Source organism: Methanolobus sp., from assembly GCF_016278365.1.
Lineage (GTDB): Archaea > Halobacteriota > Methanosarcinia > Methanosarcinales > Methanosarcinaceae > Methanolobus.
In genome coordinates this window covers 222,724-237,165 of sequence record NZ_JADQBZ010000004.1, presented here as the reverse complement: position 1 = coordinate 237,165, position 14,442 = coordinate 222,724, and the positions used below count along the sequence as shown (strand labels likewise).

Genomic DNA, 14,442 nt, shown 5'->3' with positions numbered 1-14,442 from the left:
TGAGGAAACAGGGGACATGAACGAAACAGAAGACATGGAAACTGGTGAGGAAACAGGGGACATGAACGAAACAGAAGACATGGAAACTGGTGAGGAAACAGGGGACATGAACGAAACAGAGGGCATGGAAGCTGTTGAAGAAACAGAGGACAATGAGACAGAAGAAAACACTGTAACAGAAGTAATTACAACTTAAGCCAACAGTGGACTACAGTCCTGAATGAGATATTCATGGTCCAGTGAAGAAAGGAGTAAATTTTACTTCTTTCTGGTATATTTTTTCTGAGCGCCTTTTTTCATAGCATCTTCAATGCTTGTTCTTATAATATAACCTGCTTCATGCAGGATAGTATCGCCGATCTGAGGGTCTTTCTCCATACTTGCGGTACATGGATAAGAATGATGAGCTCCGGATATGGTTTCCTTATATTCTTTCACATCCGACCACTTGAGCTTCTTCGCAACGAACCAGGTCGAACCGCAGGGTGCATCCCTAAGGACCTCTGCATAGGTAAAGATCTTACCACCAGGGCTTATTTCAATCCTTAGAGAAGGTTTTCCAAAACCCAGTTTAACGAACTCATCTATTGATTTCTTACCTGTCATGTCCAGAGCACAAAAAGGCTTTGGACATTCACAATCAATGCCTTTTTCTTCCAATTTTTGCTTCACCTGCTCGGCCAGGCCTGCGGGAACTATCTTTGAATCATCGATAGGAATTATAACACCTTGTGCGCCTGAGCTTTCTGCAATCTCAGGTATCACTGTAAGCAAATCCGGATTTATATCAATAGTGAGGATTAGATCACAATCAGGAATAGCATCAGGCATGTACTCCAGCGGCTCTTCAATGAAATCCGGAAGATCATTCCTTAATTCAAAGATTCCTGTGATGATGTTTCCAAAACCGGGCCTGAGTTCTCTGCAATGATCGCACAGGTCACCGCAGGCCACGCAGAACCGGTCGGAGTTAACAAGATTACCTATCACTTTTTTACCAAACTCACCCGAATAGAAGATGTTCACTCGCATGCTTTGACTTTTCCGGATTAAGTATTAATTAGGTTTCCCTAGACAATCAGGATTTCCCGGGACTCTTCATAACACATATTTTTACTTCTTTCCTGCTTTCATTCTCACAAGCCCCATCAGATAGGCAGGTATGCATCCAATGGCAGTGCAGGTTTCCAGAGAAATGCCATTGTCTGTAATATCAAGATGGAGGGGTGCTATCTCAAAGAGGCTCTTTGGAAGGCCTTTGTGACCGAGTCCCACAAGCAGCAGGAAAGATTTGTTACGCACGATCTCGTCAGCAAGTTCTTCAGGTTTGATAGCACGCTTGTCCCCGGGTTTGGAGGATGTCACCACAACTTCACCGAACTGGGACTGGAAGCCTTTTTTGGGAAGCTCAAAGACAAAGAGCTTGCGCTTCTCATGAAGAAGGCGCAGGTATTTCCCTGATTCACCTATTGTAGTCTTGTCTGCAACAAAGTCCACAAGCTCATCAGGGGTCATCTTAAAGGGAAAATCAAAGAGTGCAAGTGAAAATCCAAATGCATGGCATATCGGTGCAGCCCTGGCAATGGCCCTGTAGTGTGCATCGAGCACTTTGATCTTATCATAAGTGTTAACAATTCCAAGAGTCAGCATTTTTTCACCTTTATTCTTGTTTAAGGCACATGACAGACTGCCTGCATGTACTTAACCTGTCGCATGAGGCGCAGTCTTCCCATAGTTCTGCTTTTGTTGCAGGGTCCAGTTCAATGAATCCCACTTTCTCAAAGAACAGAGGTGAGGTTGTCCTTGTGTAGACGCAAATACCAGCATCGTTTCTGCTCTTTATCCTCAACAGGAGATAACGCAGCAGGGACGAACCAATTCCCTTTCCGCGGTAGTTCGGATGCACAGCTATGGAATGGACCTCAGGGAAACGACCGTTCACAATAGCTCCTGCACCCACTATTTTTTCACCGCTCTGCACAACAACGAAATCTTCCACGAGCACTCCTTCAATATCAAGGAAATAAGTAGACATCAAAACCTGGATAGAGAGGATATCTTCCGGTAAAGCGTCACGTATCCGGATATCAGAGTTCAGGTCGGGGTTCAAAGTATCTCATCCATGCTGCCGCTACGAAAACCTTCGATATCTAGCGTCACATAATCAAAACCAATCATTTTGAAATAGGACAGAATCTTTTCTCTGTTAATCAGAAGCTCCCTGAAATCGAAAGGACATAGTTCAATGCGCGCCATCCCTTTATGGTCTCTAACCCTCAGCTCTGTAAAGCCCATATCTGAAAGGAAATTCTCAGCTATTTCGACCCTGCCAATCGATTCCCGGGTCAGTACATCACCATAGGGAAATCTTGATGCAAGACAGGGTGAAGAAGGTTTATCAGCTACATTGAGCCCGGCGTGCCTGGCGATTTGTCTTATTTCTTCTTTTGTTACTCCATGTTCAACGAAAGGAGAGTATACAAGTTCACCTGCTTCTGAAAGGGCTTCCCTTCCAGGACGATATACAATAGCATCTGATGCATTGCTGCCTTCGAGTATCACATTAAACCCCAATTCGTCCTTTACAGAAGCAAGCAAACCCAATATTTCTTTCTTGCAGTAATAGCATCTTCTGGAAGTGTTCTCTGCTATCGAAGGGACCTTCAACTCATCAAAGTCCACTATCCTGTGCTTTATACCTATTTCTGCTGCAATCTTTTTTGCATTATCGAGCTCCCTTTCCGGATAAGAAAGGAGCTTCACTGTGACCGCTACAGCCCTGCCTCCCAGTGCATTGTGAGCAAGGTATGCCAGTGTTGCACTGTCGACACCACCTGAAAAAGCTACAACGGCACTATCCTTTTCCATTATCGCTTTCTGCAGCTGGTCAATCCTTGCATCATACATAACCTTCAATATGGAGAAATATCTTATTAATAGCATCGCGTTAACAAAATATAAAATGCAGATTTGACATACCATATTAAGTAAGGAATCCGGAGATAGGAGAGATAAGATGGCTTTTTTTGGAACTAACGGTGTAAGGGGAATCGCAAACGAGTACATAGATCCTCAGCTTGTGATGGATGTTGCCAGAAGTCTTGGCACATATATGGGGTCAAAGGGAACAGTGGCAATCGGCAGGGATACAAGGGCTTCGGGAGAGATGCTCAAGTCAGCAGCAATTGCCGGTGCCCTGTCAACAGGACTAACAGTTGTAGATATAGGAGTCGTTCCAACACCTTCCATCCAGTATTATGTACGGGACCATGCTGATGCAGGCATAGTAATAACGGCATCACATAACCCCCGTGAGTACAATGGCATAAAACTGATAGCAAAAGACGGTACTGAGCTCTCACGGGAAGGAGAAGCTGAAATAGAGAAAATATACTTCTCCAAGGAATTTGCCACAGCCAGCTGGGAAAATACCGGAAGCTTTAGAACATGCCTGCATGCAAATGAGAATTACATTAACGGAATCGTAAAATCCGTTGACAGTGAGAAGATAAGAGAGAAGAGATTCAAAGTGGTTGTGGATACCGGCTGTGGAGCGGGCTCGGTTACACTCCCCTTCCTTCTGCGGGAGCTTGGGTGCGAGATCCTGACCCTGAACGCACAGGTCGACGGCACATTCCCCTGGAGAAACCCGGAACCTACCCCTGATGCACTTACAGAAATAATAGACCTTGTTAAAAGAACAGGCTCCGTTATGGGAGTGGCACAGGACGGGGATGCGGACAGGGCAGTATTCATCGATGAAGAAGGCAATTTCATCCCCGAGGATGTACTGCTTGCCATGATGGCAAAGTATGTGCTTGAGAGGAAAAAAGGTCCCATTGTCACGCCTGTAAGCTCTTCTTCCAGAATGCAGGATATCGCCCGGGAAGCAGGCGTTGAACTTGTGTGGACCGAGGTCGGGTCGATACATGTGGCAAGGAAGATGATGGAGATCAATGCTGTTTTCGGCGGAGAGGGCAATGGAGGTCTTATCTTCCCTGAACACCAGTATTGCCGCGATGGGGCCATGGCCTGCGCCAAATTCCTTGAGATCATTGCTAACGGACAAAAACTATCCGAGCTTTCTGAAAGCGTTCCTGTATACTATAACTCAAAAACAAAAATAAGGTGTGAGAATCTTGACCTGACGATGCAGAAGGTCAAGCAGAATATAATCATATGGAATAAAGAAGCCGACACAATCGACGGAGCTAAGGTATGGCATGAAGATGGGTGGATACTCATCAGACCTTCGGGCACTGAGCCCATCATACGTATCTTCGCCGAGGCGAGGTCTAAACTGAGAGCAGACGAACTTATGGGAGAGGGTGTCCTGCTGGTAGAAAAGTGCAAATAAGTATTTCGGACTTAAAAAAGGAAGGAGGGCTCATGCCTTTCCCCTGGATTCGCCGAGAATCACTCCAGTTGCAATAAGATGCGCCACACGCAAAGGCTCGGGGATATTGCTCCTTGTGGAACTTGACTGTACTATTTGAGTTGCGTCTATGATACCGATCCCGCAGCATTGGATGTAAACCGGATTTAGGATGTCAGCTGTGAACACTTTAATTATATCGCCCGCTCTTTTGAAAATAGCCATTCTTTCGTCCCCATGCGGCAGATTGGTGAGGGCTTTTGCTATCATCTCAAAGTCAGGATACTTTCGCATCAGTACGATCACAGGTATCCCCGTTTTCTTATGCAGGGTAATGATATCTATCGGATTGAAACCTCCGTAGGTGATACCATCCAGCATTATGACCCTCACCTGAGGGAAATGCTTGCTCGACTTTACCATTGAGATGATGGAATCGGTGCCATCCATACCGTCCCGTGTAATGTAAGAACTCATCACGCCGTCCATCCATATCCCTCCCCTGAAGAAAGCCCCGACTATCAGTATCTTTTCTCCTATAAGGGCCGAATCATCGATCCCAAGAATGCGAATCTCATCCTTGATGTGAAAACGCCTGCTCACACCTGAAGTTATGCAGAGGATAGCAGAAGTAGTTTACTTAGAATGGATTTGGATTGGCAAAAGAGTATAGAAACATCTATTGAAGGAACTGCGATGAAATGTTTGAACAAAAGAAAGTAAGGGAACGGATTTACCCGAACATCCCTACTGGCAAGTCTTCCGGCTTGGCTTCTATTTTTGATACTACTTTTTTGACAGATTCGAGGAATTCGTCCATGCCGACATATTCCTTGTCAAACCTCACTGCAAGCATTCCTGCCTCCATGGTTATTGCATTAAGGTCTGCACCACTCATGCCTTCGGTCATGCGTGACAATTTGCTGAAGTCGATATCATCTCCTAGATTCATGAAGCGGGAATGTATTTTGAGGATATTTGTTCTGGCTTCCACATCCGGCATCGGCACGTGCACTATTCGGTCAAATCTTCCGGGCCTCAGGATAGCAGGGTCCAGCACATCCAGCCTGTTAGTGGCTGCGATAATACGCACATCGCCCCGATTGTCAAAACCGTCCATTTCTGCGAGCAGTTGCATAAGGGTCCGTTGTACTTCGCGGTCGGCCCCATTGGTATCATTGAGACGCCTTGATGCGATAGCATCCAGCTCATCTATGAAGATGATACTTGGGGATTTCTTCCTTGCCATCTCGAACATATCGCGGACAAGTTTTGCACCGTCACCGATATATTTCTGGATAAGCTCAGAACCCACGACCCGGATGAACGTAGCTTCGGTCCTGTGAGCAACCGCTTTTGCAAGCAGGGTTTTACCCGTACCCGGATCACCATACAGCAGTACTCCTTTGGGTGGAGAGATGCCAATACGCTTGAAAGACTCGGGTTTTGTAAGCGGCAGTTCCACAGACTCGATAAGTTCCTGTATCTGCTCTTCAAGACCTCCGATGTTATCATAGTTAACATCCTGTGAATCCACGACTTCCATTGCGGAAACTGCGGGATCTTCGGTTGCAGGGATGACTTCTACTATTGCAAGTGTCTGCTGGTTCAGAGCCACCTTTACTCCCGGGACAAGGTCTTTGTCATCGATATACTGGGATACGTTCACCATGAACTGAGGGCCTGTCGAACTTCTCACAAGGACCTTATCGTTGCTGATTATATCCATTATGGTTGCAACTACAAGAGGAACGGTTTTCAGGCGGTCTATCTCAGCCTGAAGCCTTCTGACTTCCCGTTCGTATTTAAGTTTCTGGCTTTCCACAAAACGCTTTTCTGACTCTATCTGGTCACATTGCTCCTTCAGGAGATTGTTTCGCGACTCCAGTTGCCTCATACGGTCTAGCAGGTATTTCGAGAAGTCTTCTTCACTTTCTGCGCCAAAGTAGCCGTATTCTGCTTTGTTTACATTGGTAAAGTCATATCTTTCGTGATTTACATCACTGTCGCTGGTCTCGCTCATAAGCCTCCGAACATTATTTAAGTGCAAAGGGTATATAGCCCTTTCGTAAAGATGAGATTTGATTTTTCGAGTTGAGATCTATGCAATGTGAAATATGCGGCACTGACATTAAAGGGCCTTCTTCCAAGATTATTATAGACGGTAGTGAGCTCACTGCATGTCCAAGATGTTCCCAGTATGGGAAGAACGTGGAAAAACGTGCACCCGTTTCCAGAAAAGTTTCACCTGTTGCACCTGTCACACAACGGAGGAGCAGCCGGCCGACAGGAAAACGCCCTGATGCCATGAGTGATGAACTTGTTGATGATTATGACCACATAATCAGGGAAGCAAGGGAAAAAAAGCAGTTAAGCCATGAAGAGCTTGCTTTAAGGATAAAGGAAAAGGCGACGTTAATAAAGAAACTTGAACGCGGAGAGATAGTCCCGGAAGAAGGTGTGCGCAGGAAACTTGAGAGGGAGCTTAATATCAGACTTACCGAAAGAAGCGGAGAGGATGACTGGAGCGGAGAACGCCTTAATAAAGGCACCACCCTCGGAGACATCGTGACGATAAAGAAAAAATGAATTGTTTCTTTTTATCATATTGAAGTGGTTATTATGAGTTTAGCTGGTAAGAAAATTGGTTTTATCGGAACCGGAAAGATGGGAAGCTCACTGATCAGAGGAATATGCAGTGCAGAGATCATTCCCTGCTCAGGCATCTATGCCAGTGATGTCTTTGAGGCTTCACTACGGGAGCTTAGCGAGAGCCTTCATATTAATGTTACACAGGACAACATTGAAGTCGTAAAGAACTCGGACATCATTGTTCTGGCTGTCAAGCCACAAATATTGAAGACAGTCCTTTCCTCACTAAAAAATACCATCACCCGGGACAAGATGGTCATTTCCATTGCTGCAGGCGTGAAACTGGAAACAATAGAGAGCGAGTTAAATGAAGGTACACGTGTTGTACGCGTCATGCCAAATATAGCTGCAACCGTGGCAGAAGCAGCTTCTGCGGTAGCACAGGGGAAAAGTGCCACTACAGAAGACGCGGATGACGTCCTCAAAATATTCCAGTCTGTAGGTAGCGCAATAGCAGTTCAGGAAAACCTTATGGATGCTGTCACCGGGCTTTCCGGAAGTGGGCCTGCATTCATCTTCCCGGTTATAGAGGCCATGGCTGACGGAGGAGTCTATGAAGGGCTTGACCGCAGTAGTGCACTGATATTAGCCGCACAGACAGTGCTTGGCGCTGCGAAGATGATGCTTGAGACAAATGCCCATCCTGGACAGCTCAAGGATATGGTCACATCGCCCGGAGGAACGACGATACGAGGCATATACGAGCTGGAAGAGAGCGGTATAAGGGCAGCATTCATGAAAGCGGTCATTGCATCTTCCAACAGGTCAAAGGAGCTCGGCAAATAAGTATTTATGATAGAATATTATTTTTTTTCCATATATTAATAGAAAAGCTTATTATAGGCAAAGTTTTAATAAGATTTAAGCTGGTATTCTTATGCTACTTGTGGAGAGGTAGAAAAAGGATTGATATCTGTACTAGCATGAAAAACACAGGGGGATAAAATAAAATGGGGATCGAAGTAAAATCTTTTGCCGTTATCCGAGGCGATAATCCGGATAAAGTGAATGTTGCATTGCATGACCTTGAACACTACGGACACATGAGGTTCGCATCCAAGCCTAAGAGGATCGAGCCTAATTTTGCAGATAATCTGCTTGTTAGTGTTGCCGGAGTGCCCCTGAGGGCAAAATGCAGCTCAGCCGCACTAGTAGAACTGGACAATAATGCAGGTGCAGCTATTAGTAAACTGAGGAAGATACACCCACCTGCTCATGTGGTAATAGTCAGCCCGAGACATGACGTATATGCAGAGTTGATGGACAAATCCGAACTTTATCCTGAATTTGAAAGAACGTGGGAGCCACATCATCATCAGGAGATGATTTAACCTCATTCACTAAAATGGCCTTCAGTTGTGGAATATCCTACCAGTTGTCTGAGCTTTATTACATAGGTTGGCAAGCTTTCCACATCTTTTATTTCTTTCTGAACAATAGACACCAGCTGTCCCCTTAATCTCACATCCGGATTCACACCAAATGAGTGGAAATGCTTTGTCATTTTCAGCATTAACATATTCCCACGCCTATCCCAGTCAGTAAGGATAATCACTTTTTCATTAAGCTGCGCAATACTTTCGCAGAAATTGGATAGCGATTGCTGAGTAGCTATCTCAAAGTGACCATCGATTCCCAGATTCTTAAGTGCCTGAACGTCCCTTTTACCTTCAACTATAAATATTGCATTTTCTGTTGAAAGTTGTATTAGCTCATCGATTATTTTTTCAATATTCTCAAGCCTTTTCTCGTAGACATGGAAAGGGGCTTTAAACTGCCGGTTCTGCCTGCTGTTATCTTTCATGGGTCATTGGGACCTGGATAATGAGATCATATACATAAGTTACTGAAGAAAGCTCTTCCCAGTGAATCCTGTAGATTATATCGGACAACAGGAAACTGAAGTCATTGCAACATAATTAATAATAATATGATTAAAAGCTGACTGTCAGTTGGCACCAGCCATAAGAAAAGCATCCGGGATACCAAGAGCCATATAAATTGAAAACAAGTGAAAGTTGTGACCTGCCGTTCATGAAAGCGGGTTGCTTTGGGATTAGGAGGAGGATACGGCAGGGTGACATTACAATCACTTGTAATAGCGAACGAATTCTTCGAATTGTTCGAAGTAAGCAGCTCTTGCTACTAGGCTTTGAAAGAAATCATCCATCTATTTCACCTCAATGATTACATAGACATTTAGATTATATTAACAGAAGCCAAGCTAAGTGAAAGTATTCAATCAGATGTATTCTCAAGACCTTTTTTCAGTACAGATACTGCCCTTTCACGCCCGATTCCAAGAATAAGGACAGATTTTTTAGTATTTTTCATGCCCGCAACGATGGAGACTTCTGCTGTCCGCACACCGAACAATGAAGAAAAACTTTCCACCAACTGCTCGTTAGCCTTGCCTTTCTGGGCATTCTCCGAAAGTTTGACCTCGATCCTTTTCCTCCACGGATTGTAACCACCTGGAATACATGCCCTCTTTGCACCAGGCGTTACTTCTACGTCTATAATGGTACCGTCTTGAGCAGTTCTTATTGCATCCTCAAAGGACATGGGATCACCAAAAGAGATAATGGAACGGTGAGATTAAATGATAATGCTGTTGCCCGGCGCACTAACTCCGAAAGATCATACTATGGGATTCCCGCTGTCCCTTCCGGTTTCCCTCGTGACAGGCTTTTATCGCATTATCATGTGTGTAGCGCATTGAGGTTGTCTGTACAATCACAGAAAGGCTCTGCCATACTCTCATGCAAGGACCTAGCAATACGCAGTTGTATCTTATAGAAACCAATATATAAATCTAACGACATCTCAACAGAAGTAAATAATACGTTATATTATCGAGTGTATTATCTCAAAACAGCCAGTTGGAAATAGAACCACTGTGCATTTATTATACAGCGGATGATGCAAATGACCACTGAACAGACAGTTTACGGAACGATCATCTACGGCCCCGAAATGGATATAATCGAAGGCTGTATCGTTATAAGAGATGGCATCATCAGAGAGGTCTCTGAGGAGAAGAACAACTCAAAGAACATCATTGCACCCTGTTTTATAAATGCGCACACGCACATCGGAGACTCTGTACTCAAGGACCCTAAACTGGGGGAATGTATCGATCATTATGTAAAAAGAGACCTCAACACCCTTGTAAAGCCTCCGTACGGATTGAAGCACCAGGTGCTTAACAAAACACATCACAGCGAACTTGTGGAAGCAATGGGACATTCCATCCGGGACATGATCATGACCGGAACCGGCGCTTTTGCGGACTTCAGGGAAGGAGGCCTCCAGGGAGTACTTGCACTGGAAGAAGCGGTTGACGGACTTGGCGTTGAGTGTATCAAACTGGGGAGGCCAAGGGACCCTTCTGTGAATAAAGAAGTAGTGCACAGGGAAATAGAACAGGTTCTTGAGAGAGCTGATGGTATTGGAATGAGCGGTGCCAACGACACGGACATGCATATCCTGGAAGAGATCAGAACCCATACTAAAAGAAATAAGAGGATATTTGCGATCCATGCGGGAGAGAATGACAGGAGCGATATCAAAAAAGCACTCTCTCTTGAACCGGAGTTATTGATACATCTCACAAAAGCACAGGCAAGTGATCTTAAAGACATATCTGCTATGAACATTCCGGTCGTGGTTTGTCCACGCTCTAATTTCATAACAGGAGCAGGTATGGCACCAGTACGTGAAATGCTTAAAGCAGGCATCCGGGTTGCTATAGGGACAGACAATGTTATGCTTAACTCAGTCAGCATGTTCTCAGAAATGGAGATACTATCAAAGGTATTCGGGCTTGAGGACAGACAAGTATTTATTATGTGTACGCTTATGGGTGCAGCAGTATTGGGGCTTAATACCTCCGGTTCTATTCTGGAAAAGAACCACGCGAAATTAATGATCCTCAATGGAAATTCACATAATCTTGCAGGTGTAAGAAATCCTATCAGCAGTATCGTGAGAAGAGGAAGACCTGACGATATTCTATCCATGATCATTTGACTTAAATCTGTTCACAACGGAGAGGGATTATGAAAAGCGACTTATATAAGAAGATTTTTATTGCAACTGACGGATCCGATCAGAACAAGAAAGCTATCCAGCATGCTCTGGAGTTTGCAAAGATGTGCGGGGCTAAACTGTATGCAGGATATGTCGTCGATACAGCTGCTTTTGCATCCATCCCCATGGACGCAGGCTGGGAAATGATGTATGAGCTCCTGGAAAAGGAAGCAATTGAAGTAACGACATCCGTTGGGGAAATTGCGCAAAAAGAGAACATACCATTCGAATCAGTTATCCTTGAAGGTCATCCTGGATCTGAGATAGTTGATTTTGCTGATAAACAGGGTATGGACCTTATTATTATGGGAACTCTCGGGAAGAGAGGACTTGATCATTTCTTACTTGGAAGCGTAGCTGAGAACGTTATTCGCAATTCCAGGGTACCGGTACTTGTTGTTCGTGGCAGGTCCGGAGAGGAATAAGAGGGAGTAAAATATGCCAAAGAATGTAAAAGTTATGGATATTATGAGGAAGGATGTCGCCTATGCAACCATTCCAGGTTCAAGGGACGAAGTCCATAGTTTACTTAAAGATAAAAGGGTATCAGGAGTTCCTGTCCTGAAAGACGGCAAGGTTGTGGGGATAGTCAGCCGGGCAAACTTGTTGAAAAACCCAGAGGAAGAGCAACTGGCTTTGCTTATGACCCGCAACCCCATGACTATCGAGCCACATGTAGACATAACTGTTGCATCTAAGATCCTTCTTGAGAACAACATCAGAAGACTCCCGGTTGTTGAAGATGGGAAACTGGTTGGCATATTGTCAGTTGCTGATATTATAGCAGTTCTTGCTGACATGAATATTACAGAGCATGTTGGCCAGTACTTAAATCCCCTTTCAGTGCCAGTATGGACAGACACTCCATTGAACGTTGTTGCAAGAATAATGGAACTTGCAAAAACAAAAGCTGTCCCTGTGATTGACAGCCATCTTGAAGTGGTAGGCATAATCACCGACAGGGACATAATAAACGCAAGCATTATCGTGGACACTGTCGAAATGGCTGATATGTCCAATGGATCGGACGATGACGAATGGACATGGGAATCCATGAGAGACACTATGAGTATCTATTACAGCGTCTCAAGAGTAAATGTTCCGTCGGTGCCTGCGAAAGATATCATGGTCACAGACCTCGTAAAGGCTGCCTACATCTCCGGGGTCAGCGAGTGTGCACTCAAGATGAAGCGCAACAGGATCGATCAGATCCCTATTGTGAACGCGAACCAGAGATTCCTGGGCCTTTTAAGGGACCGCAACCTGCTAAAGGCAGTAGTGAACAGTGAGTGATATGTGAACCTTCCGACAGGAGGTTCACAGACATTATATTTTTTCTGATCCGTCAGAGTGGTCCTAATGGGAAGACCTTTTATATTCATCAATTCCGCAATGTCAGCGGATGGAAAGATATCCACAAAGGAAAGGAAACAGTTAAGGATATCAGGAAAGATAGATTTTGACAGGATGGACCAATTGAGAGCCTCTTCTGATGCCATTATGGTGGGAATCGGAACCATACTGGCCGATAACCCCAGCCTTACCGTCAAATCTCCGGAAAGGAGGCTTGAGCGCAAAGAGGCAGGACTGAAAGAGAACCCTGTCAGGATAGTGATTGACAGCAAGGCAAGGATACCTCCGGATGCAGACATTTTCATAAAAGGAGAAGGTACACGGATTATAGTTGTAGCTGACTCCGCCCCGGCTGAAAGGGTTGAAAAGCTTCGGGAAAAGGGAACTGTCATCTGTGCCGGTGATAATGAGGTGGACCTCCCTGCAGCCATGGAAATATTGAAGGATATAGGCATAAGCAGGATGATGGTCGAAGGTGGGGCCACCCTCAACTGGGGACTCCTGTCTGCAGGCCTGGTGGATGAGATCTATACCTTTGTTGGCAATCTAATAATAGGCGGTAAGATTGCCCCGACTTTTGCAGATGGCGAAGGGTTTTTGGAAAAGGACATACTAAAACTGGAACTGGTTGATGCGTCCAGGATGGAAGATGGCGTTCTCCTGCAATGGAAAGTATCACATGATTAAATCCCGGCCAAGCTCCCTTCAGAAAGAAAAGCGTATTCATCACACCATGCAAAAGGATATTTAACCGGAAGTTCATAAGGATTCTGGGGGTATAACATGCATAAAAATATCTTGCACTTGATGTTTACTATTGTCATTGTGCTAGCAATCAGTGGATGCGTAGGAAGCGATGTAAATGATACGGATATACCATCCCAGGATAGAGCGGGCATAATACATGTAGCTAGCCTGGGAGACATCAATGCAGCGCTGGAATCAGGAGCTGTGCTTGTTGAGATTGGCTCTGAAAGATGCCCTACTTGCAAAGCACAGATGCCCATCATGGAGGAGATCGCTGCAGAATATGAGGGTAGAGCAAGTGTTATGTACATTGACACGGCGAAGGTCGGTGCGTTAGGATTTGGCGTGAGATACGTGCCAGATTCATTTGTTATAGTTGGTATCGAGAACAAGACTTATGTTTACATGAAACCCGATGGACAGATCACCTCTAACAGGGAAGAAGCAAGATTCGTGGGACTTACAAGAAAAGCAGTGCTTACACAAACACTTGATCATGCCCTCGAAGAGCTTAACAGGTCCAGTCTGCAGGTATAATCCCGGACATGTTCAACGATACTTTTTCATTGGGTCCGATAGCATCATTTTTCGCTGGCATTGTGAGTGTGCTGTCACCGTGTGTACTCCCCTTACTCCCGGTAATCCTGGCATATTCTGCCGGAAAAGGGAAGTTCAGGCCTTTTGCCATTGTGCTTGGACTTAGCATTTCATTCACACTCATGGGTATCATAGCTTCAGCTTTTGGTGCAGTACTCTACCCACATATTGAGAACCTAAGGATCCTTGCAGGACTACTTATAGTTATATTTGGCATCTCTATGCTCTTTGGAGCGGACATTTTCGGTATCGTGGCAAACTATACAGGAAAGATACATGTCCAGAAAAATAGCCCTTTTGGAGGGCTGCTCCTTGGAGCATCCCTTGGAGTGATCTGGATCCCCTGTGTAGGACCGATACTGGGAGCAATACTTGCCGCTGTTGCGCTAGAAGGGAATATGACCTATGGTGCATCAATGCTCTTTATATATTCAATTGGTTTTGCAGTTCCCATGCTTATCATTGCATATTCAGCAAACATATCTTCAGCCAGACTAAGCAAGATAGCAAGATATGACGCAGGAATAAAAAAGGTAGCAGGAGCTTTGCTTATAATTGCCGGCTCCTGGATAGTATACACAAATGCCATAGCAGCGTACATCTAAAAAAAGGAAGCCCTTGAAAAA

General features: G+C 44.9%; 19 protein-coding genes. 11 read left to right on the top strand and 8 right to left on the bottom strand.

What is annotated here, in order from left to right:
- The coding region (locus QZZ22_RS04775; RefSeq protein ID WP_292463102.1) for a hypothetical protein at positions 1–196 on the top strand (196 nt) is incomplete at its 5' end.
- A gap of 62 nt (positions 197–258) precedes the next feature.
- Here the strand turns inward: QZZ22_RS04775 and QZZ22_RS04770 are convergent.
- The 4 genes from QZZ22_RS04770 to larE form a co-directional block, all read right to left on the bottom strand.
- Complete coding sequence (locus tag QZZ22_RS04770) at positions 259–1,032, bottom strand: DUF166 family protein (RefSeq protein WP_292463100.1); 774 nt, start codon at positions 1,030–1,032, stop codon at positions 259–261.
- An 81-nt stretch (positions 1,033–1,113) separates the two neighbouring features.
- Positions 1,114–1,650 (bottom strand): DUF531 domain-containing protein, encoded by a 537-nt coding sequence (locus tag QZZ22_RS04765; protein ID WP_292463099.1) that lies wholly within the window; start codon positions 1,648–1,650, stop codon positions 1,114–1,116.
- Between the two features lie 10 nt (positions 1,651–1,660).
- Entirely contained in the window at positions 1,661–2,110 is a 450-nt protein-coding gene (locus tag QZZ22_RS04760; protein WP_292463098.1) for a GNAT family N-acetyltransferase, read from the bottom strand.
- Positions 2,107–2,907: an ATP-dependent sacrificial sulfur transferase LarE gene (larE, locus tag QZZ22_RS04755; protein ID WP_292463097.1), complete on the bottom strand. Its 801-nt coding sequence runs from the start codon at positions 2,905–2,907 to the stop codon at positions 2,107–2,109. Before larE ends, QZZ22_RS04760 begins: the two co-directional genes overlap by 4 nt.
- 109 nt (positions 2,908–3,016) lie before the next feature.
- On the opposite strand from larE, the gene glmM reads away from it, so the two are divergent.
- On the top strand, positions 3,017–4,357 hold the full coding sequence (gene glmM / locus QZZ22_RS04750) for a phosphoglucosamine mutase (protein ID WP_292463096.1): 1,341 nt from the start codon (positions 3,017–3,019) through the stop codon (positions 4,355–4,357).
- A 30-nt stretch (positions 4,358–4,387) separates the two neighbouring features.
- Here the strand turns inward: glmM and QZZ22_RS04745 are convergent, their stop codons facing one another.
- Both QZZ22_RS04745 and QZZ22_RS04740 read right to left on the bottom strand, forming a co-directional pair.
- Positions 4,388–4,978 carry a DUF99 family protein gene (locus QZZ22_RS04745; RefSeq protein WP_292463095.1) on the bottom strand — a complete coding sequence of 197 codons (591 nt, stop codon included), beginning with the start codon at positions 4,976–4,978 and terminating at the stop codon, positions 4,388–4,390.
- Between the two features lie 130 nt (positions 4,979–5,108).
- Positions 5,109–6,398: a proteasome-activating nucleotidase gene (locus tag QZZ22_RS04740; RefSeq protein ID WP_292463094.1), complete on the bottom strand. Its 1,290-nt coding sequence runs from the start codon at positions 6,396–6,398 to the stop codon at positions 5,109–5,111.
- An 80-nt stretch (positions 6,399–6,478) separates the two neighbouring features.
- Here QZZ22_RS04740 and QZZ22_RS04735 point away from each other — a divergent pair, with 80 nt between their 5' ends.
- The 3 genes from QZZ22_RS04735 (at position 6,479) to QZZ22_RS04725 (ending at position 8,358) form a co-directional block, all read left to right on the top strand.
- Complete coding sequence (locus QZZ22_RS04735) at positions 6,479–6,964, top strand: multiprotein bridging factor aMBF1 (protein WP_292463093.1); 486 nt, start codon at positions 6,479–6,481, stop codon at positions 6,962–6,964.
- Positions 6,965–6,997: 33 nt separating this feature from the next.
- Positions 6,998–7,813 carry a pyrroline-5-carboxylate reductase gene (proC, locus tag QZZ22_RS04730; protein ID WP_292463091.1) on the top strand — a complete coding sequence of 272 codons (816 nt, stop codon included), beginning with the start codon at positions 6,998–7,000 and terminating at the stop codon, positions 7,811–7,813.
- A 164-nt stretch (positions 7,814–7,977) separates the two neighbouring features.
- A complete protein-coding gene (locus tag QZZ22_RS04725; RefSeq protein WP_292463090.1) occupies positions 7,978–8,358 on the top strand; it encodes a DUF356 domain-containing protein in 381 nt (126 codons plus the stop codon).
- A gap of 2 nt (positions 8,359–8,360) precedes the next feature.
- On the opposite strand, the gene QZZ22_RS04720 is transcribed toward QZZ22_RS04725, so the two are convergent.
- Positions 8,361–8,831 carry a toprim domain-containing protein gene (locus QZZ22_RS04720; RefSeq protein WP_292463089.1) on the bottom strand — a complete coding sequence of 157 codons (471 nt, stop codon included), beginning with the start codon at positions 8,829–8,831 and terminating at the stop codon, positions 8,361–8,363.
- 434 nt (positions 8,832–9,265) lie between these two features.
- On the bottom strand, positions 9,266–9,592 hold the full coding sequence (locus tag QZZ22_RS04715) for a DUF167 domain-containing protein (protein ID WP_292463088.1): 327 nt from the start codon (positions 9,590–9,592) through the stop codon (positions 9,266–9,268).
- 363 nt (positions 9,593–9,955) lie between these two features.
- Here QZZ22_RS04715 and QZZ22_RS04710 point away from each other — a divergent pair, with 363 nt between their 5' ends.
- The 6 genes from QZZ22_RS04710 to QZZ22_RS04685 all read left to right on the top strand — a co-directional run bounded on the left by QZZ22_RS04710 (position 9,956) and on the right by QZZ22_RS04685 (position 14,421).
- A complete protein-coding gene (locus QZZ22_RS04710) occupies positions 9,956–11,059 on the top strand; it encodes an amidohydrolase family protein (protein WP_292463087.1) in 1,104 nt (367 codons plus the stop codon).
- Between the two features lie 29 nt (positions 11,060–11,088).
- Positions 11,089–11,544, top strand: coding sequence for a universal stress protein (locus tag QZZ22_RS04705; protein ID WP_292463086.1), 456 nt, complete (start codon positions 11,089–11,091; stop codon positions 11,542–11,544).
- Between the two features lie 13 nt (positions 11,545–11,557).
- The gene (locus QZZ22_RS04700) at positions 11,558–12,412 is read left to right on the top strand and encodes a CBS domain-containing protein (RefSeq protein WP_292463085.1); all 855 of its coding nucleotides are present in this window, start codon (positions 11,558–11,560) and stop codon (positions 12,410–12,412) included.
- A 66-nt stretch (positions 12,413–12,478) separates the two neighbouring features.
- Entirely contained in the window at positions 12,479–13,159 is a 681-nt protein-coding gene (locus tag QZZ22_RS04695) for a 2,5-diamino-6-(ribosylamino)-4(3H)-pyrimidinone 5'-phosphate reductase (RefSeq protein WP_292463084.1), read from the top strand.
- 96 nt (positions 13,160–13,255) lie between these two features.
- On the top strand, positions 13,256–13,756 hold the full coding sequence (locus tag QZZ22_RS04690) for a thioredoxin family protein (RefSeq protein WP_292463083.1): 501 nt from the start codon (positions 13,256–13,258) through the stop codon (positions 13,754–13,756).
- 8 nt (positions 13,757–13,764) lie between these two features.
- Positions 13,765–14,421: a cytochrome c biogenesis CcdA family protein gene (locus QZZ22_RS04685; RefSeq protein ID WP_292463082.1), complete on the top strand. Its 657-nt coding sequence runs from the start codon at positions 13,765–13,767 to the stop codon at positions 14,419–14,421.
- Positions 14,422–14,442: the final 21 nt, after the last annotated feature.

Coding starts and splice junctions, on each gene's coding strand:
- QZZ22_RS04770 (WP_292463100.1), bottom strand. CDS start 1,032: ATGCGAGTGAACATCTTCTATTCGGGTGAGTTTGGTAAAAAAGTGATA.
- QZZ22_RS04765 (WP_292463099.1), bottom strand. CDS start 1,650: ATGCTGACTCTTGGAATTGTTAACACTTATGATAAGATCAAAGTGCTC.
- larE (WP_292463097.1), bottom strand. CDS start 2,907: ATGTATGATGCAAGGATTGACCAGCTGCAGAAAGCGATAATGGAAAAG.
- glmM (WP_292463096.1), top strand. CDS start 3,017: ATGGCTTTTTTTGGAACTAACGGTGTAAGGGGAATCGCAAACGAGTAC.
- QZZ22_RS04740 (WP_292463094.1), bottom strand. CDS start 6,398: ATGAGCGAGACCAGCGACAGTGATGTAAATCACGAAAGATATGACTTT.
- QZZ22_RS04735 (WP_292463093.1), top strand. CDS start 6,479: ATGCAATGTGAAATATGCGGCACTGACATTAAAGGGCCTTCTTCCAAG.
- proC (WP_292463091.1), top strand. CDS start 6,998: ATGAGTTTAGCTGGTAAGAAAATTGGTTTTATCGGAACCGGAAAGATG.
- QZZ22_RS04725 (WP_292463090.1), top strand. CDS start 7,978: ATGGGGATCGAAGTAAAATCTTTTGCCGTTATCCGAGGCGATAATCCG.
- QZZ22_RS04720 (WP_292463089.1), bottom strand. CDS start 8,831: ATGAAAGATAACAGCAGGCAGAACCGGCAGTTTAAAGCCCCTTTCCAT.
- QZZ22_RS04715 (WP_292463088.1), bottom strand. CDS start 9,592: ATGTCCTTTGAGGATGCAATAAGAACTGCTCAAGACGGTACCATTATA.
- QZZ22_RS04710 (WP_292463087.1), top strand. CDS start 9,956: ATGACCACTGAACAGACAGTTTACGGAACGATCATCTACGGCCCCGAA.
- QZZ22_RS04705 (WP_292463086.1), top strand. CDS start 11,089: ATGAAAAGCGACTTATATAAGAAGATTTTTATTGCAACTGACGGATCC.
- QZZ22_RS04700 (WP_292463085.1), top strand. CDS start 11,558: ATGCCAAAGAATGTAAAAGTTATGGATATTATGAGGAAGGATGTCGCC.
- QZZ22_RS04695 (WP_292463084.1), top strand. CDS start 12,479: ATGGGAAGACCTTTTATATTCATCAATTCCGCAATGTCAGCGGATGGA.
- QZZ22_RS04690 (WP_292463083.1), top strand. CDS start 13,256: ATGCATAAAAATATCTTGCACTTGATGTTTACTATTGTCATTGTGCTA.
- QZZ22_RS04685 (WP_292463082.1), top strand. CDS start 13,765: ATGTTCAACGATACTTTTTCATTGGGTCCGATAGCATCATTTTTCGCT.